Below are 20716 nucleotides of genomic sequence, written 5' to 3'. Positions count from 1 at the left end.
TGCGTCTTTCCGCCCCGCCGGGATCTTCCAGCGTGTAGCGGCGGAAGTGTTTAGAAACTGCCGGAGTCTCCGCCGCCGAAATCGCCGCCGCCAAAGTCCCCGCCGCCGAAGCCGCCGGAGTCTCCGCCCCAGCCGCCACCGCCACCGCCACCGCCGCCGTCACCCCAGCCGCCACCGCCGCCGCCCCAGCCTCCGTGGCCCCCGTTGAGGATCGAGTTGATCAGGATGCCGCCCAGGATGGCACCTCCCAGTCCGCCGCCGCCACCGCCACCGAACATGCCGCCCCGGCCGAAGCCCTGGTTGGCGTACCCGTCGAAGTGGTCCACGTCGGCCTGGGCCAGCTGCGCGGCCTGAGCCGCCAAGGCGTGTGCCTGCTGCGCGTAGGTGAGGGCGGTGACCGGATCAGTGCGGGAGATGGACAGCGCGTAGTCGAGGTTTCGCTGGGACTCCGCAAGCCGGGTACGTGCTTCGGTGCCCACACCGCCGCGGCGGGCCGTGATGTAGTCGGAGGTGGCGCTGATTTGGGCCTGGGCCGACATCACGGTCTGCTGTAGAGCGGCTTGCGCACGCCGTGTCTGGTCCTGCTGGTCCCGGATGCCGGACAGCGCCTGGTCCAGGGACTGATGGGCCCCTTCCACCCGCTGCAGGGTGGCGATGGGATCGATCTTTCCACCTTGGATATCGGTTTTGACCTGCGCCAACGCCGCTTCCACCCCTGCCACCGGACCCGCGAGTTCAGCATTGCTCCCGGACTGGATCATGGCCTTTGCCTGGGCCAGGTCCTGGGACGTGTCCACTACTGCTGCCTCTATGCTGTTGTGGGCCTCATCAAGATTGCCGGCAACCTTGGCAATGGCGCCCAGCAGGACGTTCGTCTGGTGCAGGCTCTCCTCGGCAGCGCGTACTGCCACGGCGGCCAGGCTTGCTTCGCCTTCACCCAGCTTCTGCTGGGCGGTTTCGGACGCGTTCTGCACAAAGGCAAGCCGCTCCTTGGCCTGCACGATGTTGTCAGATACCTGGGTCAGCGCACTGTCGGCGTATTTGGACCGCATGCTGGCCAGCGACTGCTCGGCACTGGCGATCTTTGCGTCCGCTTCGCGGGCCCCGGCGTTGACCGCGGCCAGGGCCTGTGGAGCGTTTTTCTCCAGTTCACGGAGGGAATCGAAGTCTGCCTTCTGCTCCTGAAGGGAAGCCAGGGCTGCTTCGGACCGGCGGATGATTTCGCCAAGCCAGGTCCGCTGCTGCTCCTCGGTGTCGGGGATGTGGTCATCGAGTTGCTGCTGCAGTTTGAAGGACTCGGCCATGTGGGCTTTCGCCTCTTCGAGGGCCTTGGTGAAGTTCCCGACGGCGGCGTCACCGTATTGTGCCTGGGCGAAGCCAAGTTCCTGCTCGCTGGATTTGATGGCGTCGTCAGCCTCGATCAGCAGGGATCCGCTCTTGCGTCGGAGTTCCTCGACGCTGAGCGATGCAAGCGGGTCCAGTTCGGCGCCTTGGGGCCCGTAACTTCCAGAGGACGCCTGGCCGGAACCGCCGGCAGCCTTCTTCCGGCGGTTCCGGTAATACAGGTAGGCTCCGCCGCCGGCAACCACCACGCCCGCGCCTACCAGGACAGCCGCGCCCCCTCCGTTACCGGAGGACACCTTGCCGCTGCCGCCGGCCGCTGCGTCACCAACAGCCGATGCGGTGTCAATGGCCGCCTGGGCGAAGTCGCGCTTGCCGCCTGCCAGGTTTGCCACCACCGCATTTTGGCTGATTTCGTTGGTTTTTGAAGCGATAGGACTGGCCGAATTCGGTGCGAAGTAGTACTTGCCGTCATTGGACATGGCAAGGATGACGTCGTAGCGCCCCATCCCCTTGTTGGTAGCAACCGTCTGCGACCAGGTTTTGGGGTCGGTAGGGTTGGTGAACGTGTTGACCGTGATCACGTACAGGTTGTACTTGTGGTCCTTCAACAGCTTCTGGACGGCGTCCTGGACCTCACCTTTTCGGCTGCCCAGGAGATTGGCATCGTCAACGACGTTGGTCCCTGAGGGGATGGTGACCGGGTCTTCGGCCCACGCGGCGCCGGCGGGTACCGCCAGCAGCCCGGCAAGGCCAATCACGGCGAGGATACGTTTGAACTTTGACCGCATGTGCAACCCTTCAGCACGCATGACACCGATTCGGGACGAATCAGTCGTCGAATCCAGCAGCGCCCCCACGCTTGGTGTGAAGCCGCAGGTCGCTGTGGCAATTCATCTTGATTCTATGGTGCACCCCACACCCAGTCCATGCGGCCGAATATGCCGCCAGCGAAACGCCTTACGGGGATGCCAGCCATCGGCGAAGCATTCAGGAAGCTCTCAGCAAACATCCGAGCTTGTTCCAGCGCGACGGTTCATAGTTAATGGCAGACGAGGATGAAAGGAAGTCCCATGACTGAGAATCAAACCCCTGGACCGGTCCCGGAGGACAACCACGCGGGCAGCCGGAACCCCTGGCAGCAGCAGGGCCCGCAGCAGGACTCCCAACAGCCCGGAGACCGCCAGGCGGGCACTCAGCACGAGGGTGGGGCCGCAGGACAGGAACGCGGCTACAGCGCCGGGGAGCAGCACAACAACACAGAACGGCTGGACCAGCCGCAGATGCGTGACAACCACACCCAGGAGCTGCCGGGCGCCCCACGCCCCGTTTATCCCCAGCGCCAGCCGTTTTACGGCCAGTCCGGATACTACGGCCAGCAGCAGCACGAGAACGGCCAGCCCATGCACGGTGCAGCCAACGGCACGTCGCACGGGAGCGTGGGCCTGGCCCCCAACTCCAAGGATGCGCCGCGTCGGAAGGCCACCTTCGGCGTCGGCACCCTGGTTGCAAGCATCCTCGCGGCAGGCCTGGTCGGCGGCGGAGTGGCTACGGTTGGTGCCGGCGAACTGTTTGGAAACACCGGGTCCAGCACGTCAAGGGTAGGCAGCAACAGCCAGCCCGGCACGGTCATCGTCAACAACAAGGACGACGTCAACGCCATCACCGCGGCTGCCGTGAAGGCCTCGCCCAGCGTGGTCACCATCAGTGCCACTAGCGGCAGCTCCGGGGGCACCGGATCCGGCATTGTCCTTGACGACCAGGGGCACATCCTGACCAACACGCACGTAGTGACCCTCGACGGCCAGACTGCCAACGCCACCCTTGAAATCCGCACCAGCGACGGAAAGGTCCTGCCCGCAAAGCTGGTTGGCACCGACCCCCTGTCCGACCTCGCCGTCATCAAGGTGGACGACACCTCGAGCCTGACCCCCGCCACGCTCGGTGACTCCTCCAAGCTCAACGTGGGGGACACCGCCATCGCCATCGGTTCCCCGCTGGGCCTGACCGGGACCGTCACGGACGGCATCGTGTCCACCCTCAACCGCACCATCAGCGTGGCATCGTCAGCGGCGCCAAAGGGCGGCGACAACAGCCAGGGCGGCGACCAGGGATTCCAGTTCGCCCCTCCCGGCGGCGGGCAGAGCCAGCAGAACTCGAGTGAGGGTTCCATCGCCATCAACGTGATCCAGACCGACGCCGCCATCAACCCCGGCAACTCCGGCGGCGCCCTGGTGAACAGCAAGGGTGAGATCATTGGTGTGAACGTGGCCATCGCGTCCGCCGGATCCGGCACCTCAACGTCCCAAAGCGGCAACATCGGCGTCGGGTTCAGCATCCCGATCAACAACGCCAAGCGCGTGGCCCAGGAAATCATCGACGGCGGCAAGGCCTCCCACGGCCAGCTCGGCGTCAGCGTCAAGGCAAAGACCACTTCGGGCGCAGCCTCCGAATTCTCGGTGGGAGCCGACGTGGCCACCGTTGATGCCAATTCGGCAGCAGGAAAGGCCGGCATCAAGGTCGGTGACGTCATCACTAAGTTCAACGACCTCACCATCGGCGAACCGAACCAGTTGACGGCGGCGGTGCGCGAACAGCCCGCAGGATCCAACGTAAAGATCACCGTCCAGCGCGGCGGCAAGGAGCAGACGTTCGATGTCGCGCTGGGCGCCGCTGCGAGCTGACGCGGTCCAGCCCGGCTGACGAACGGCAGCAATGACGACGGCGGCGTCCCCAACCGAGGGGGCGGCGCCGTCGTCATGTGGTTCCCGGGGGAAGCGCTGACACAGGGGTTAACGGAAGAGGACGCTGGGACGCGCCGATATGGTTAGCTAGGAGCTACCCGCCAGCCGGGCATTCCGCGGCCATGACCCACCCGGCTGGCTGTCCACAAGCATGGAAGGCTGCTGTAAAACAGTGGAAGAGACATTGAAGATCGTAGTCCTGGTCAAACATGTACCGGACGCCCAATTCGACCGTCACCTGAACGGGGAGGGCAACACCGCGGACCGCGACGAAAGCATTCTGTCCGAGCTTGACGAATACGCCCTGGAGGCAGCGCTGCAGCTGGCCGAGGCGCGGGGTGGAAGCAAGGCCGGCAACCAGGTCATCGCCCTCAGCATGGGCCCAGCCGGAGCCGTCAACGCCGTCAAGAAGTCCCTGCAGATGGGTGCCACCGAAGGCGTGCACCTGACGGACGACGCCTTGGCGGGCTCGGATGCCGCAGCCACCTCGCTTGCGCTCGCGGCCGCGGTGCGGCACCTGGGCGACGTGGACCTGGTCATCACCGGCATGGCCTCCACCGACGGCGAAACCTCGCTTGTTCCGGCTCAGCTGGCCGAGCGGCTTGGGCTGCCGCAGGTGACCTTTGCTTCCACGCTGGAGGTCGACGGCGGCCGGCTGACGGCCCGCCGCGACGCCGACACTTCCTCGGAAACGGTAGAGGCGCCGCTGCCTGCCGTCGTGTCCGTCACGGACCAGATCAACGAGCCCCGGTACCCCAACTTCAAGGGAATCATTGCGGCCAAGCGCAAGAGCATCACTACGCTGTCCCTTGCCGATATCGGCGTGGACCCCGCGCAGGTGGGCTTCGCGGGTTCCTGGACCACCGTGACCACCGCCGAACAGCGGCCGCCCAGGACTGCAGGCACCATCATCACCGACGAGGGCGACGCCGGCATCAAGCTGGTTGACTTCCTGGCCGCCCAGAAGCTGCTCTAAGAGGGACATCGACATGGCAAAAGTACTCGTATTCATCGACAACCCGGGCGCGTCGCTCAAGAAGAGCAGCCTTGAGCTGCTGACCCTGGCCCGTTCCCTGGGCGAAAGCACCGTGGCGCTCAACGGAGACCTTTCCGACGGCGCCGCGGCAACCTTCGCCGAATACGGCGTGGGCAGCATCGTGCGGCCCTCGGCCCAGGACCTGGATGACTTCCTGGTGGCACCCAAAGCCGCCTACCTGGCCGCCGCCGCCGAAGCCACCGGTGCCAACATCGTCCTGCTGGACAACTCGCCGGAAGGCAAGGAGATCGCCGCGCGGCTGGGCATCCGGCTGAGCGCCGGCGTCATTACCGACGTCGTCGCCGTGGATCCGGACGGAACCGCGCACAAATCGGTCCTGGCCGGCTCCTACAACACTGCGTGCAAGGCAACCACCCCGGTTTCCGTGTTGACCCTCAAGGCAAACAACGTCACCCCGGTACCGGCACCTGCCGCGACCACGCCCCAGGCCACAACCGTGGAGGTTCCTGCCGTCGGCGCAACCGCGCGCATCACCGCCCGGGAGCAGAAGGTCGCCAGCGGCAGGCCCGACCTCACGGACGCCCGCATCGTGGTGGCCGGCGGACGCGGCATGGACGGCGACTTTGGTCCCGTCGAAGAGCTGGCGGATGCCCTCGGCGCTGCCGTGGGTGCCTCCCGTGCCGCCACGGACGCCGGATGGATCAGCCACGACGCCCAGGTGGGGCAGACCGGCAAGACGGTCTCCCCGCAGCTGTACATTTCCGCGGGGATCTCCGGTGCCATCCAGCAGAAGGCCGGCATGCAGACGTCCAAGGTGATCGTGGCGGTCAACAAGGATGCCGAATCCCCGGTTTTCGAGATTGCGGATTTCGGCATCATCGGCGACGTCTTCGATGTCCTGCCGCAGGCCGCGGCCGAGATCAAGAAGCGAAAAGGCTGATTCTTTGACTGCCTCGCACGGGCAGGCACGGAGCCCGTTCAACCCGGACATGCACCGGGTTGGGCGGGTGCTCTGTTTTGCGGCCCACCCTGACGACATAGACTTCGGCGCTGCCGGCACCATCGCCGGCTGGACGGCGGCAGGCGTGCAGGTGAGCTACTGCATCATGACCGACGGCGACGCGGGCGGTTTCGACCCGGCCCACCGCGCGGACATCATCGCCATGCGCGACGCCGAGCAGCGCCGCGCCGCCGGTCTGGTAGGCGTCACCGACATCCACTATTTGCACCAGCGGGACGGGTACCTCGAGCCGTCGCACGAGGTGATGAAGGAAGTGGTGCGGCTGATCCGCCACATCCGCCCCGACGTCGTCCTTGCCATGCATCCGGAACGGAACTGGCAGCGGATCCAAAAAAGCCACCCCGACCACCTGGCCGTGGGGGAGGCGGTGACCCGCGCCGTCTATCCGGCGCTCGAAAACCCGTTTGCCTATCCCGACTTGGCAGAGTCCGGACTGGAAGCCTACAAACTCCCGTGGCTGTGGCTGTACGCGGGACCGGAGGAACGCGAAAACCACTTTGTGGACGTCACCGCGCAGGTGGACGCCAAGCTGGCCGCCATCCATGTCCATGTCAGCCAGCACCCTGACGTGGCCGCCATGGAAGCCACCGTCCGCCAGGGGATGCGGCTCAACGCCGCCAGGGCAGCACTGCCGGACGGGCGCAGTGCGGAAGCCTTCCACGTGGTGGCAGTGAACGGTCCCGGGACGATCGCGGGGTTCTAGCGCGGACGCCGGTTTTATGCGCGGAAAAGCGCCCGCGGGATCCTTCGCCAGGAAGGAACCGGGGGCGCTTTTGCCGTTTGCTTGCCGGTGGTGGGCGGCGTGCCGGATCAGGCTCCGAGCGTGGCCGCGGCCACGGTGGGCAGCGTTGGCGCCTTGGAGCCGCCCGTCGGCTCAACAGTGATTCCGAGTGAGGCGGCGGAGTGGATGCCCTGGACCACGGCAGGCTTGGAGAGGGCCTGCTCGTCCATCAACCCCTGCGATACGGGCGCGGAGCCGTCCTTGGGGATCAGCCACATCTGGTAGACCTTGCCCGCGGGGGGAGCGGGCACGTCGCTCATCTTCACCACGGCCGCGTCCTCGGACGCGGAAATCAGGAGGGTGGCCTTGCCGCCGCCCACCACGTTCACGGAGGCCTCGCGCAGGTCGCTGGCCCTTGCCACCTGGTTAACGGGATCGTTCTGGTCGGCCATGTAGGCACCCACGCCCACACCGCCCAGGGCGATCGCTGCTGCTGCTGCCACTCCGATCAGCCACCGCCGGGTCCCGGAGGGACCGCGCCGTTGCTCGCGGCGCTTGCGGGCCTGCGCCAGCTCATCAGGGGTTTCCAGCCCAGGAGTGCCCTGCTGGGAAGGCGGTGCCGTGCTCCCGGCCGGCGCCGGCGCGTCTCCACCCGGGGTTCCCTCCTGCCGGGGTAGCGGGTCGGGAAGCTGGGCGACGATCCGCTCGAACAGGTCCGACGGCGGTTCCTCCTCCACCCGGAAAGTGCGGGCCAGCACGTCCCGCGACTGCCGGACGCGCGCCAGGAATGCCAGGCGTTCTGCCTCGGGGGCTGTGGTGATATAGCGGTCGATGGCCTCGCGTTCCTGTTCCGTGACCGCATCCAGGGCGTAGAGCTCGGCGAGGTCGACGGCACGGCCTGCCGCAAGATCCATGGCGACAGTGTCACCAAAGGGACCGGATTGGCCGTTGCGGCCTTCATCCATTTCGCTCATCTCAACTCACCCCCAAACAGGTCTTCAATCGGATCAGTCCATCGCGGATGCGGGACTTGATGGTGGGCACTGCTGCATTCAGCCGTTCTGCGACTTCCCGGTAGGTGAGGCCGCCGTAGTAGGCCAGGCGCACGGATTCCTGCTGTGTTTCGGTCAGCGTCCCCAGGCAGCGGACCACCGCCTCAGCCTCCAACCGGCTGCCCACCTCGTCAGAAACGCTGTCATGGTCGATGTCCTGCGTGCTGGCCCCATATTTCGCTTCCCGGTCCGTGGAGGACTGCGACGACCGGACCTTGTCCACTGCCCGGCGGTGCGAGATGGTCATCAGCCAGGAGAGCGGGCTCCCTGCCTGCGGATCGAACTTCGCCGCGTTTTGCCAGACCTGCAGGAAGACTTCCTGCGTGGTGTCTTCGCTGAGTTCGGGATCGATCAGGACGCGGCGGGCCATACCGAAGACCCTGCGGGACGTGAGCTGGTAGAACTCGGCGAACGCCGCCTGGTCCCCGCGGGCAATGCCCGCCAGCAGGACCGAGAGACGTTGGCTGAGGTCAGCAGGTGGGTCGGTCACCGCGGCGGACCCCTCGGAATTCGGCGCGTTGGGAGTTTCCATTACGTCCAAGCATAAGTCTCCGGGCAGCGAATCCTCAGCACTGACGTCCGGGCTGCGGCTGTGATGCCTGGAACCCGCTTCCAGTAGTGTCACCTGCCGCTCCTTGCTCCGCTTGAATGCCTTCAGAAGCCATTCGGCGCCGGGGACGGGGTGGATGGGTCGCCGGACAGGGAATTTGCCCGGGCAGCAGTTGCGGCCCTACGTTGGCGTCCTAAAGCGTGGCCCCGGCAAAACCCTGCTGGCGCCACGCCTCGTACACGGCGATTGAGGCGGCATTTGCCAGGTTCAGGGAACGCAGGGCCGGCAGCATGGGCAGCCGTACCGTGGCGGTCACGTGCGGATCGGTCTTCAGTTCCGGGGGCAGGCCAACTGATTCGCGGCCGAACATCAGGACATCGCCCGGGCGGTAGGCAATGTCCGTATAGCTGGTGGTCCCGTCCGAGGTGTACGCGTAGACGCGTTCGGGCAGGAGGTGCTCCCACGCGTCCCCAATGCTCTTGTGCACGGTGACGACGGCGAGGTCATGGTAGTCGAGCCCCGCCCGGCGCAGCTTCGCGTCGGAGAAATCGAAGCCCAGGGGTTCCACGAGGTGCAGTTCCGCACCGGTGATGGCGGCCAGGCGGATGGCGTTGCCGGTATTGCCGGGGATTTCTGGGGCATGGAAAAGGATGCGGAACACCTTCCTATCCTAGCTACCGCGTCAGTGCATGCCGCGGAGCAGCCTGGCCAGGACCGGGACGTTGACGGTATTGGGTGCCGGGCCCGACGCCAGGAATTCCTTGAGGCCGCGCACCAGGCCCGCCGCGTTGACAATCTGGACGGTCTCCAGGGCGCCTGCGGAGCGGTAGTGATGGTCGATCACTGGCTCGTGGAGGTTGCCCTCCGGGCTGTGCACGACAGTCCAGCCCGTGACGTTGAGCTCCGGGAAGATCTCCTGCATGGCCCACACCACCCGGGTGAGCTGCGGAGGTGCCACCGCGCGGCCGCCGTGGTTGAGTGTCCTCCCGTCCCAGGCGTAGGCGCCCTTGGGCAGGAGCATCGAGTTGACCAGGGCCAGGCGATAGCCGGAAAGAACCGCGTGGTCGATGTGGCTGTTGTCCGCCGGCGACTGGAGTCCGTTGATGAGCCGTGCTGCCGGGATGCCCGGCAATACTTGCCGGGTCAGCAGCTGGACGGTGCGCATTTCGCGCTGGATGCGTGCCTCGGCGCCGAAGATTCCCCGTTTCCGGGGCAGCCCGTGCACCTGCTGGCGTGCCTGCGCAAGGGGAATGAGCGGGACTCCGGTGCCGGCTCCCTCGTACGGTGGCACGTAGACGGGCGGGTCGCCCGCGGTGTTCCTGGCGCTGCCTGGCCTGCGGACGGTGGCGGAGGCCCGGCTTCCCGCGGCCGGGGCGTCAAAGTGGGCGCCGTCGTCGGACGAAGCGTCCCGGACTGTACCCGCGCCATAGGAGCGGTCGTAGGCTTTCCGGCGCTGCGGATCGATCAGGGTCTCATAGGCAGCTGTGACGCGGCGGAAGGTTGCGGCGTCGCCCCCGTGGTCCGGGTGGGCCGTCCTGGCCGCGCGCCGGTAGGCCATCTTGATTTCCTTTTCGGTGGCGGTGACTGCCACTCGAAGGACCTGGTAGTGGGAGCTGCTGCTCTCAGTCAAGCAATCTTCCTTTTCTTAGTGCGCGTTCTTAGTGCGCGGCCTCCTGTTCCCGGCGGGAAAGCAAAGTGCCCGCCCAGTCTAGCCAGCATGGATGGTGCGCCTGCGGTGACAACGAACATCACGGGCTTGAGGGTTCCCCGGGTGGCCCGCGTCTAGACTCGTGCGTGCACGGCTTGACGCCGTTCGAAGGGGATGTGGCGAAAGTGGAGACGGATATGCCGACGACGGCGGGACGGTCCGGCAGGGCAGGGCGCGGGAGAGTGCCGCTTGCGGTTGGCTGCCTGGGGGTCTTGCTTTTATGCGGATGCAGCGTGGACGTCCGGGATCCTTCCGTCACCGCCGCCCCGGCGAGTACGCCGGTGCTTTCCACCCCAACCATCACCCCTGGCCATGACGCCGACGCCGTGGCGGCGCGGGACCTGCCCTTTGCTGCCGGCGGCACCCTGGCTCCGGGAGCGCCCGTGGGCATTTCGGATGAGCTGAAAGTCGCGCCGGGCTGGAAGATGGTAAGGGAGAACGTGGCGGGTGCCAGCCAATACGCCAAGGCGGATGGCTGCGTGGTGGCTGCCAGGGTCAGTACCGGGCAGGCCCCGCTGGTCCGCGGAGGGGACAGGGAGTCCACTGTTGCCCTTTTCCAGTACCTGGACGCAACCATCCAGTCCTCATACCTGACGACGGCAACCCTGCAGTGGGGCGGTACGCCGGATACTCCAGGCAAGAACGTGGAGGTCCTGGCCTTGGAGCAGACCGCTCCCGGTGGCAGGTCCACTGCCGTGCTGGCAAGGGTTTTTGGCACCGCAGGTTCGTCGGCTTATGTTTCCGTGTCCTGCCCGGATGCGGCAACACTCGGTTCGGCGCGCCATGACGTGGTCCGGTACCTGCCGTTGGTGCCTCCGTCTGCTTGAGTCGGCGCCCGGGGTCACGGCGCCAAGAAACCGCCGGCGGTTGGCGGGCTCAACTGCCGGTGGGTCCCTTTGGCTGGGCGTTCCGGCCCCGGCGGATGACCGCGGTTATACCGTGGTTCGGCTGGGTCCCACTGACAGCCGGTTGAGGGCCAGGGCGCCGATCAGCAGGCCGAAGTCGCGCAGGGCCACATCGTAGAAGCTTCCGAGCAGGACCAGGTTGACGATGATCCCTGCCAGCCAGGCGGCCACCAGCAACGAGCCGTACTTGGGGCGGACGGCCACGGCAATGCCGGCGATGATCTCCACGACACCCACGATGTACATGAAGGTCTGCGGCTGCAGCGGCACGACGGCGGTGGCCTGGGGTGCGAGATAGACGGTCCAGTGAGTCAGGACGTTGGTGAACTTGTCCAGGCCGAAAAGGATCGGGGCGACAGTGAAGACGGTGCGTAGCAACAAGAACGCCTGCCGCGCCGGCGGCATGGTGGCTGGTGCATGCTGGGCCCGCATTGCTGATGCTGATTCCATGGTGGTTCTCCTTCTAAAAGTAGGTATGCCAATTTTAGAAATCTCGCGTTCTATAATCAAGAGATCTTGACTTTGGAATTGGAGTGCCATGTACCGACTTCCCTGGGCGGACAGGATTGCTGCCGTCGCATCACTGACGGACGCCAAGAGGCTGCAGCTTTTCGAACTGGTCGCCGCCTCGCCCCGGCCGGTAGGGCGCGACGAGGTGGCTGAGGCGGCGGGCATGGCGCGCAGCACCGTCTCCTTCCATCTGGACAAGCTGGTCCAGGACGGCTTGCTGGCCGTGGAGTTCCACAAGCCGGCGGGCAGGACGGGGCCGGGATCCGGACGTCCGGCCAAGATGTACCGGCCGGTGGGAAATGAAGTGGGAGCGTCCGTGCCGGACCGGAACTATGACCTCGCCGGAGAGCTGTTGGCCGCTGCCATCGAGGTTACGCAGGCCGAAGGCGGCCCGGTGGGGGAAACGTTGCGCGCCGTCGCGTTCCGCAAAGGCCGGGAACTGGCGGAAGCCTCCGCGGGTTTGGAGGAGTTCCTTGCCGAAGCCGGCTATCAGCCTGAGCCCGACGGCGAGGGCGGCTACGTGCTTCCCAACTGCCCTTTCCACCGGCTTTCGCGCGCCCACGCGGCAGTGGTGTGCGACATGAACGGCGCCTTCCTGCGCGGCGCGGCAGTGGGGTGCGGCAGTCCGGAAGACCGCGTTGCCGCGGCTGCCGGACCCGGCCATTGCTGCGCAAGGATCACGGGCGGGGGCTGATGGCTCCACGCCGCGGATGGGGCAGCCGGCCGCGATAGAATTGGGGGATGCCCGCCTACCTCGACCACGCCGCCACCACGCCGCTTTCCGGTGCTGCGCTCGCCGCCCTGACGCGTGAGCTGGCACGGACCGGCAACCCCTCGTCCCTGCACGGATCCGGGCGCCGGGCCCGCCGCGCCGTTGAGGATGCCCGGGAGGCCATTGCTGCAGCGGCGGGCGCCCATCCCTCAGAGGTCATTTTCACCTCCGGAGGAACAGAGGCTGACAACCTCGCCGTGAAGGGCATGTACTGGTCCCGCGTGGCACAGGACCCAAAGCGGCGCCGCATCCTGTGCTCCGCCGTCGAACATCACGCAGTGCTGGACACTGTGGAATGGCTCGAACGCCATGAAGGCGCCGAGGTAGCCTGGCTGCCGGTGGACAGCGAGGGCGTGCTGGACCTTGGGGTCCTCGAAGCGGAGCTCTCCCGCGACCCCGGCACAGTGGCGCTGGTGACCGTCATGTGGGCCAACAACGAGGTGGGCACCATCCAGCCGATCAAGCGGGTGGTTGAACTGGCGCATGCGGCCGGCGTGCCGGTGCACTCCGACGCCGTCCAGGCGTTCGGTTCGGTGCCGGTGCACTTCGAGGATTCGGGCCTGGACGCGATGTCCATTTCCGGACACAAAATCGGCGGCCCGGTAGGAGTGGGCGCCCTCCTGCTGGGGCGGGCAGTCAAGCTGACCCCGGTGCAGCACGGCGGGGGACAGGAACGAGACGTCCGCTCCGGCACCCTGGACACCGCCTCCATCGCCGCCTTCGCTGCCGCCGCGGAATCCGTTGCCGCTGAGCTGCCCGCCGAGGCAGCAAGGATCGCTGCCTTGCGGGACCGGCTGATCGATGGCGTCCGCGAACGCGTTCCCGAGGCCGTCCTCCGCGGCGCGCCCGGCGAACAGCGGCTTCCGGGAAACGCACATTTCACATTCCCGGGCTGCGAAGGGGACTCGCTGCTGTTCCTCCTTGACCTGGCCGGCGTCGAATCATCCACTGGTTCAGCCTGCACCGCAGGCGTTCCCCGGCCCTCGCACGTGCTGCTGGCCATGGGCCTGGACGAGGAAACGGCCCGCGGAGCCCAGCGGTTCAGCCTGGGGCACGCATCCACTGAGGCCGACGTCGACACCCTCCTTGCGGCACTGCCCGAAGCTTATTCACGGGCGCGCCAGGCAGGCATGGCCGGGCACGAGTCCTCGATCCAGACCGCGGGCACCGTGGCGCGGCGCGCCGTCCGCGGCGTTTAATCCGCGGCGTTTAAGCGGGCACTGGACGTACTCCGCGCTGCGGCCCACTGTGCAGCCGCCGGCTGATTTGCCTCCCACCGTAGAATGGATAGGCAAAGATCGTTTCCACCGCCGGTGCATCCAGCACGGCCCCGGAAAGCAAGTATCCCCCAACAGAAAGCCAGCATGCGAGTACTAGCAGCCATGAGCGGCGGAGTCGACTCCGCCGTTGCCGCCGCCCGCGCAGTCGAGGCCGGGCACGACGTCGTCGGCGTCCACCTGGCCCTTTCGCGCATGCCGGGCACCCTGCGCACTGGTAGCCGCGGCTGCTGCACCATCGAAGACTCGCGGGACGCCTGGCGGGCCTGCGACATCCTGGGCATTCCCTACTACGTGTGGGATTTCTCCGAGCGCTTCAAGGAAGACGTCGTCCAGGACTTCATCGACGAATACGCTGCGGGCAGGACGCCCAACCCCTGCATGCGCTGCAACGAACGCATCAAGTTCGCCGCCCTGCTCGAAAAGGCGATTGCCCTGGGCTTCGACGCCGTCTGCACCGGGCACTACGCCAAGGTGATCGAAGACGCTGACGGCAACCGGGAACTGCACCGGGCAGCCGACTGGGCCAAGGACCAAAGCTACGTCCTGGGCGTCCTCACCCATGAACAGCTCAAGCACTCCATGTTTCCGCTGGCAGATACCCCGTCCAAGGCCGAGGTGCGCGCCGAAGCGGAGCGGCGGGGCCTGTCCGTCGCCAACAAGCCGGACAGCCATGACATCTGCTTCATTCCCGACGGCGACACGGCGGGCTGGCTTGCCGAAAAAATCGACATGACCAGCGGCGACATCGTGGACGAGACCGGCGCTAAAGTGGGGGAACACCCGGGCGCCAACGCCTTCACCGTCGGCCAGCGGCGCGGACTCAAGCTCGGCACACCTGCTGCTGACGGCAAGCCCCGCTTTGTCCTTGAGATCCGGCCCAAGGAAAACAAGGTGGTGGTGGGTCCAGAGGCGCTGCTGGCTATCGACGAGATCCGCGGCATCAAGGTGTCCTGGGCAGGCCTTCCCATCGCCGAAGTTGAAACCGGTGCGGAGTTCGACTGCTATGCGCAGGTCCGGGCGCACGGGGACCCGGTCCCGGCCACCGCCCTACTGGAGCCCGCCACCGGAGGCGCAGCCGGACCCCAACTGGTGGTCCGTTTGGTGACTCCACTGCGCGGTGTGGCTCCGGGGCAGACGGTGGTGCTCTACCAGGGCAGCCGGGTGCTCGGCCAGGCCACCATAGACGCCGCCCGCTCACTCCAGCGGGCCGCGCTGTAGCCCACTGAATCCAGGACAGCCGTCCCGGCCGCTGCCGGGACGGTGACTTGCTGTGCCCGGAAGCCTGCCCCCGCCGGCCTGGTCTTCCGGCCGTTGATATCGACGAGATAAATTTTGTGTTTCAACTCACAGGATTGGCCGTCCTGAGTGCCCGCTCTCTGATTGAATCTAGGGATCAGCACTGCGCGCCGTGGCAGGGGCACACCCATGTCCTCGGCGCGCGCGTACTCATCGGACAGAAAGTTCACAGATGATCAAGAGCACACAGGCCCTGCACCGCGCCATCGCGCTGGCAGGCATCTCCGCCCTGGCCCTGACAGCCTGCACCGGGCCCTCGGGCGGCGGAGGCGGAACGTCCAGCGGCGGCAGCGCCGGTGGCGGTGCCATCACTTTCGGAACCACGGACAAGGTCGTCACCCTCGACCCCGCCGGCTCCTACGACGCAGGCTCCTTCCTGGTCATGAACCAGGTCTATCCCTTCCTGATGAACTCCAAGCCGGGTTCTGCCGAGGTCAGCCCGGACATTGCGGAGTCCGCTTCCTTCACTGCACCCACCGAGTTCACGGTGAAGCTGAAGCCCAACCTGAAGTTTGCCAACGGCCATGCGCTGACCGCCTCGGACGTGAAATTCTCCTACGACCGCGTGGTGAAGATCGATGACCCCAACGGCCCCGCGTCCCTGCTGTCCAACCTCAAGTCGGTTGAGGCCAAGGACGACACTACGGTGGTGTTCACCCTCAAGGCCGCCAATGACCAGGTGTTCCCCAGCGTCCTGGGCACCAACACCGGTCCCATCGTTGACGAGGAAGTCTTCCCGGCCGACAAAGTGATGAGCGATGAAGATATCGTCGCCGCCAAGCCCTTCGCAGGCCCGTACACCATCGATTCCTACAAGAAGAACGAACTAGTCAGCCTCAAGAGCAACCCGGACTACAAAGGACTGCTGGGCAAGCCTGCCAATGACAGCGCCGTCATCAAGTACTACGCGGACTCCAACAACCTGAAGCTGGACGTCCAGGGCGGCAACATCGACGTTGCCGGCCGCAGCCTGACCGCCACGGACGCCGCCGACCTGGGCAAGGACTCCAAGGTCAAGGTCTACAAGGGCCCGGGCGGCGAGCTCCGGTACATCGTCTTCAACTTCGACACCATGCCCTTCGGCGCCAAGACGCCGGAAGCCAACCCCGCCAAGGCCCTGGCGGTGCGCCAGGCCATGGCTGACATCGTGGACCGCCAGGCCATCTCCGACCAGGTATACAAGGGCACCTACGTCCCCGCGTACTCCGTGGTCGCGGACGGCCTGCCGGGTGCAACCCAGCCCATGAAGGAGATGTACGGCGACGGCAGCGGCAAGCCAAGCCTGGACAAGGCCAAGAAGGTCCTGGCAGACGCCGGAGTCACCGGCCCGGTCAAGGTGAAGCTGCAGTACAACCCCGACCACTACGGCAAGTCCTCCGGTGACGAATACGCCATGGTCAAGGAACAGCTGGAGAAGTCGGGCCTGTTTACCGTGGACCTGCAGTCCACCGAATGGGTAACCTACTCCAAGGCCCGGACTGCCGACGCCTACCCCGTGTACCAGCTGGGCTGGTTCCCGGACTACTCGGACGCAGACAACTACCTCACGCCGTTCTTCATCCCCGGCAACTTCTTGAAGAACCACTACGAGAACCCGACCGTCACGGACCTGGTCCAGAAGCAGCTCACCACCCCGGACAAGACCGAACGCCAGAAGCTGATCGGCGACGTCCAGACTGCTGTTGCGAAGGACCTCTCCACGTTGCCGCTCCTCCAGGGCTCACAGCTGCTGGTGGCAGGGAAGGACGTCAAGGGTGTCGAAAAGACCCTTGACCCGTCCTTCAAGACACGCCTTGGCGTCCTGTCCAAGTAAGCACTCCACCCCCATCGGGCTCTGACAGGCCAAAGGCGGGACGCCGCAACGGTGTCCCGCCTTTTGCCGGTCATCAGCCAGCACCGAGGGGACTGCTGGCTCCCGGTCACCACGAATCCAGGTACCGATGACAACTTTGATTGACGCGCCACCCAGTGACGCGGACGCACTCCTTCCACCCACGAAAAAGCAGGCAGGCGGAGGGCTGGGCCAGTACATCCTGGTCCGCTTCCTGCTGATCTTCCCCACCATCCTCATCCTCGTCACCATGGTGTTCTTCCTCATGCGGGTCACGGGCGACCCCATTACAGCCGCCATGGGCGGCAGGCTTCCCCCGGATCAGCTGCAGGAACGGATCCACGCCGCCGGCTACGACCGGCCGCTGCTCGTGCAGTACTTCGAATACCTGGGCCAACTGGCCACAGGCAACTTCGGCACCACCCTCTCGGACAACCGCAAGGTCATCGAGATGCTCACCACATATGGGGCCGCCACACTGGAGCTGGCCATCAATGCCCTCATCGTCGCACTGCTGGTGGGGATACCGCTGGGGATGATCGCCGCCCACCGGCGCGACCACCTGCCGGATGCCGTGCTCCGGATCCTGGCCATACTGTTCTATGCCACCCCGGTGTTCTTCGCGGGCATGCTAATGAAACTGGTGTTCTCGGTGTGGCTGGGCTGGCTTCCAGTAGCCGGCCGCGCCGGAACCAGGACCGAACTGTCCCTCACCGCGCTTGAGGCACCCACCGGCATCTACTGGCTGGACGCCCTGCGCAGCGGCAACACCGCAGCGTTCAGCGATGTCATGTCCCACGCTGTCCTTCCCGCAGTGACCCTGGGCCTGCTGACGGCGGGAGTCTTCCTCCGGCTGGTCCGGACCAACGTCATCGGCACCCTGGGCAAGGATTACGTCGAGGCCGGGCGCTCGCGGGGCGTCAGCGAATTCCGGCTGGTCACCAAGCACGCCTACAAGCCTGCACTGATCCCCATCATCACGGTCATGGGTTTGCAGATCGCGGTGCTCCTCGGCGGTGCCGTGCTCACTGAAACAACCTTCGAATGGAAAGGCCTGGGGTTCCAGTTGGCCAATTACCTCACGGCGCGCGACTTCGTGGCCGTCCAGGGCATTGTGGTGCTCCTGGCCGTCATCGTCGCCGTCACCAACTTCATCGTGGACATCATCGCCGCGCTGATCGACCCCCGCGTGAGGTACTGACATGACCGCCGAAACCACCCTGGAACCCGTCACCAATCCGCGGGCCTCCTTCGTCCGGCGGCTGCCGGTTGTCTCCCACTTCAACAAAAGCGTCGGCCTCCAGCGCTTCATGCTGGTGGTGGGCCTGGTCCTGACCGGCATCTTCCTGCTGACGGCGCTGGCCGCACCGCTGCTGGCCCCCTACGGCTTCGCGCAACTGTCGGACGCCGACGGCAGTTTCCCCACCCAGCAGGCCCCCGGCGGCAAGCACCTCCTGGGCACCACCGTGGGCGGCTACGACGTCCTGTCACGCGTGATCTGGGGAACCCAGACGGCACTGATGGTCATCATCGTGGCAGTAGTCCTCTCCATCTTCGCAGGCGTTATCCTCGGCCTGGTCAGTGGGTACATCGGCGGGTGGCTGGACCGCGTCCTGGTAGTGGTGGCAGATGCGATCTACGCGTTCCCCTCGCTGTTGCTGGCCATTGTCATTGCCATCGTCATCAGCGGTGGCCAGTCCAGCCTGCTGGGCGGGATCCTGGCCGCCGCCGCCTCCATCACTGTGGTGTTCATCCCGCAGTACTTCCGCGTGATCAGGGCCGAGACCATAAGGCTCAAGGCAGAACCCTTCGTTGAGTCGGCCAAGGTAGTGGGCGCATCCAATGTCCGGATCATGAGCCGTCACATCTTCCGCAACGCCACCCGCACCCTCCCGCTGATTTTCACCCTTAACGCGTCGGAGGCCATCCTGACGCTGGCGGGGTTGGGCTTCCTGGGCTTCGGCATCGAGCCGAGTTCAGCCGCGGAATGGGGTTTCGACCTGAACAAGGCGCTCGCAGACGTCACCTCTGGGATCTGGTGGACCGGGCTGTTCCCGGGCCTCGCCATCGTGTGGACAGTCCTCGGGCTGACGCTGGTAGGCGAAAGCATCAACGACCTGAATGATCCGCGCCTCCGCGGGCGCAGGCGGACCAGCCGCAAGGCGGTCCCTGCCGGACCCGCTGCCACTGAACCCGCCGCTGATGGACCCGGCACTGAAACAGAATTGAGCAACCCGTGACAGAAAACCCAGGTTCAGTTTCGGACCACCAGGACAAGGACCGTAAAACCGTCCTCGACATCGACCACCTGCAGGTCACCTTCGCCACAGACGGCGGCGACGTCCGCGCCGTCAAGGACGTAAGCCTTGACGTCAAGACCGGCGAGGTGCTGGCCATCGTGGGGGAGTCCGGCTCGGGCAAGACGGTCACCGCCAAGACGATCCTGGGCCTGCTCCCGGAAACTGCCACGAGTTCAGGCGCGGTGCTGATCAACGGGGCCAATGTCATCAGCCTCAATCCGGGCCAGCTGCGCCAGATCCGCGGCCGGGATGTCGCCATGGTGTTCCAGGAGCCGTCCACCGCCTTGAACCCCGTGTTCACTGTCGGGTGGCAGATCGCCGAGGGCATCCGCGCCCACGCCGGAGCGAACGGCAGAGGCCGCGTAACCGCAAAGGAAGCCAAGGCCCGGGCCATCGAGGCGCTTGGGAAAGTGGGCATTCCGGACCCCGAACACCGCGTCAACTACTACCCGCACCAATTTTCGGGCGGCCAGAAGCAACGCGTGGTGATCGCAGCCGCCCTCGCCCTGAATCCCGGCCTCATCGTGGCGGATGAACCCACCACGGCCCTGGACGTCACCGTACAGGCGGAAATCCTGGAGCTCCTCCGGGACCTCCGGGACAAGTACGGCACGTCAATCGTGCTCATCACGCACAATATGGGCGTGGTGGCGGACCTGGCAGACCGCGTGGTGGTCATGTACCAGGGCGACATCGTTGAGGAAGCTCCGGCGAAGACGCTGTTCGCTGAACCCCGCCAGGACTACACCCGCAACCTCCTGGCCGCCGTGCCGCACCTGGGCCGCAACTCGGCGTCGGCGGGACTTACCGAACGACGCCACCAGGATGAGGAAGTCCTGGTGGCTGCCAACAACCTGGAGATCGAGTATCCGGGACGGCTGGGGACGCCCGCCTTCAAAGCCGTGGACGGGGTCAGCTTCACCCTGTCCAGGGGTGAGGTGTTTGGCCTGGTGGGGGAATCGGGATCCGGGAAAACGACCATCGGCCGTGCCATCGCCGGGCTCAACAGGACCACCGGCGGCAGCCTCAAGGTGCTGGGCTACGAGATGCTGAACCTTCGCGAACGCTCCTTCAAGCCGCTCCGCAAGGACATCGGGTTTGTGTTCCAGGACCCGGCCGCCTCGTTCAACCCGCAGCTGACCATTGGGGAGTGCATCGCTGAACCCATGCTCATCCACACCCGGCCCAGCGATGCCCAGGCGCGCAAGCGCGTCGGTGAGCTGTTGGAATCAGTCCAGCTGCCGGCGTCGTATGCGGGACGGTACCCCCATGAACTATCCGGCGGCCAGCGGCAGCGGGCATCGCTGGCGCGGGCCCTGAGCCTGAATCCCCGGCTGCTGATAGCGGATGAGCCGACGTCGGCCCTCGACGTTTCGGTGCAGGCGAAGGTCCTGGAGCTGTTCAGGGACATCCAGGAAGAGTTCGGCTTTGGCTGCCTCTTCATCAGCCACGACCTGGCGGTGGTGGACATCCTGTCCTCCTGGGTGGGCGTGCTGTACAAGGGCAAACTGGTGGAGCAGGGGATCGGCAGCCAGGTCATGGGCAACCCCCAGCATGACTACACGCGCCGGCTGATCGCCTCCCTGCCAGTGCCGGACCCTGCCGAACAGGCCAAACGCCGGGAGGAGCACCGGGCGCTCCTGGGCATCTGACCCGGCAGGATCCCGCAGCGGACAGCGCCGGTGCCG

General features: G+C 66.1%; 18 protein-coding genes. 12 read left to right on the top strand and 6 right to left on the bottom strand.

The features are described from left to right. Positions 1-50: 50 nt before the first annotated feature. Entirely contained in the window at positions 51-2132 is a 2082-nt protein-coding gene (locus IEW19_RS14320; RefSeq protein ID WP_188572285.1) for a TPM domain-containing protein, read from the bottom strand. Positions 2133-2414: 282 nt separating this feature from the next. Between IEW19_RS14320 and IEW19_RS14315 the strand changes: the two genes are divergently transcribed. The 4 genes from IEW19_RS14315 (at position 2415) to IEW19_RS14300 (ending at position 6806) form a co-directional block, all read left to right on the top strand. Then, positions 2415-4025: a S1C family serine protease gene (locus IEW19_RS14315; RefSeq protein WP_188572284.1), complete on the top strand. Its 1611-nt coding sequence runs from the start codon at positions 2415-2417 to the stop codon at positions 4023-4025. Between the two features lie 244 nt (positions 4026-4269). Further along, complete coding sequence (locus tag IEW19_RS14310) at positions 4270-5061, top strand: electron transfer flavoprotein subunit beta/FixA family protein (RefSeq protein WP_188572283.1); 792 nt, start codon at positions 4270-4272, stop codon at positions 5059-5061. A gap of 13 nt (positions 5062-5074) precedes the next feature. Next, the gene (locus IEW19_RS14305) at positions 5075-6022 is read left to right on the top strand and encodes an electron transfer flavoprotein subunit alpha/FixB family protein (protein WP_188572282.1); all 948 of its coding nucleotides are present in this window, start codon (positions 5075-5077) and stop codon (positions 6020-6022) included. 4 nt (positions 6023-6026) lie between these two features. Then, positions 6027-6806, top strand: a complete 780-nt coding sequence (locus IEW19_RS14300; protein ID WP_373283611.1) for a PIG-L deacetylase family protein — start codon at positions 6027-6029, stop codon at positions 6804-6806. 107 nt (positions 6807-6913) lie between these two features. Here the strand turns inward: IEW19_RS14300 and IEW19_RS14295 are convergent, their stop codons facing one another. The 4 genes from IEW19_RS14295 to IEW19_RS14280 form a co-directional block, all read right to left on the bottom strand. Further along, complete coding sequence (locus IEW19_RS14295; protein WP_188572309.1) at positions 6914-7789, bottom strand: anti-sigma factor; 876 nt, start codon at positions 7787-7789, stop codon at positions 6914-6916. 10 nt (positions 7790-7799) lie between these two features. Then, positions 7800-8408 carry a sigma-70 family RNA polymerase sigma factor gene (locus tag IEW19_RS14290; RefSeq protein ID WP_142031745.1) on the bottom strand — a complete coding sequence of 203 codons (609 nt, stop codon included), beginning with the start codon at positions 8406-8408 and terminating at the stop codon, positions 7800-7802. Between the two features lie 211 nt (positions 8409-8619). Then, positions 8620-9087 (bottom strand): tRNA (cytidine(34)-2'-O)-methyltransferase, encoded by a 468-nt coding sequence (locus IEW19_RS14285; protein WP_188572281.1) that lies wholly within the window; start codon positions 9085-9087, stop codon positions 8620-8622. A 21-nt stretch (positions 9088-9108) separates the two neighbouring features. Next, the gene (locus IEW19_RS14280; RefSeq protein WP_188572280.1) at positions 9109-10056 is read right to left on the bottom strand and encodes a J domain-containing protein; all 948 of its coding nucleotides are present in this window, start codon (positions 10054-10056) and stop codon (positions 9109-9111) included. Positions 10057-10367: 311 nt separating this feature from the next. Here IEW19_RS14280 and IEW19_RS14275 point away from each other — a divergent pair, with 311 nt between their 5' ends. Further along, a complete protein-coding gene (locus IEW19_RS14275) occupies positions 10368-10961 on the top strand; it encodes a hypothetical protein (protein ID WP_308419997.1) in 594 nt (197 codons plus the stop codon). Between the two features lie 105 nt (positions 10962-11066). Here the strand turns inward: IEW19_RS14275 and IEW19_RS14270 are convergent, their stop codons facing one another. Further along, positions 11067-11489 (bottom strand): hypothetical protein, encoded by a 423-nt coding sequence (locus IEW19_RS14270; RefSeq protein WP_188572279.1) that lies wholly within the window; start codon positions 11487-11489, stop codon positions 11067-11069. Positions 11490-11577: 88 nt separating this feature from the next. Here IEW19_RS14270 and IEW19_RS14265 point away from each other — a divergent pair, with 88 nt between their 5' ends. The 7 genes from IEW19_RS14265 to IEW19_RS14235 all read left to right on the top strand — a co-directional run bounded on the left by IEW19_RS14265 (position 11578) and on the right by IEW19_RS14235 (position 20680). Then, on the top strand, positions 11578-12243 hold the full coding sequence (locus IEW19_RS14265; RefSeq protein ID WP_188572278.1) for a helix-turn-helix transcriptional regulator: 666 nt from the start codon (positions 11578-11580) through the stop codon (positions 12241-12243). Positions 12244-12290: 47 nt separating this feature from the next. Then, a complete protein-coding gene (locus tag IEW19_RS14260; protein ID WP_188572277.1) occupies positions 12291-13520 on the top strand; it encodes a cysteine desulfurase family protein in 1230 nt (409 codons plus the stop codon). A 165-nt stretch (positions 13521-13685) separates the two neighbouring features. Continuing rightward, on the top strand, positions 13686-14819 hold the full coding sequence (gene mnmA, locus IEW19_RS14255) for a tRNA 2-thiouridine(34) synthase MnmA (protein WP_188572276.1): 1134 nt from the start codon (positions 13686-13688) through the stop codon (positions 14817-14819). A 250-nt stretch (positions 14820-15069) separates the two neighbouring features. After that, positions 15070-16710: an ABC transporter substrate-binding protein gene (locus IEW19_RS14250; protein ID WP_188572275.1), complete on the top strand. Its 1641-nt coding sequence runs from the start codon at positions 15070-15072 to the stop codon at positions 16708-16710. Positions 16711-16837: 127 nt separating this feature from the next. Next, the gene (locus tag IEW19_RS14245; RefSeq protein ID WP_188572274.1) at positions 16838-17929 is read left to right on the top strand and encodes an ABC transporter permease; all 1092 of its coding nucleotides are present in this window, start codon (positions 16838-16840) and stop codon (positions 17927-17929) included. Position 17930: 1 nt separating this feature from the next. Continuing rightward, complete coding sequence (locus IEW19_RS14240; RefSeq protein ID WP_188572273.1) at positions 17931-18968, top strand: ABC transporter permease; 1038 nt, start codon at positions 17931-17933, stop codon at positions 18966-18968. Beyond that, entirely contained in the window at positions 18965-20680 is a 1716-nt protein-coding gene (locus tag IEW19_RS14235; protein WP_188572272.1) for an ABC transporter ATP-binding protein, read from the top strand. The genes IEW19_RS14240 and IEW19_RS14235 overlap by 4 nt, the downstream gene beginning before the upstream one ends. The last annotated feature ends 36 nt before the right edge of the window (positions 20681-20716 follow it).

The organism is Arthrobacter liuii (assembly GCF_014639275.1).
GTDB lineage: Bacteria > Actinomycetota > Actinomycetes > Actinomycetales > Micrococcaceae > Arthrobacter > Arthrobacter liuii.
This window is presented reverse-complemented; position numbering and strand designations above follow the sequence as displayed.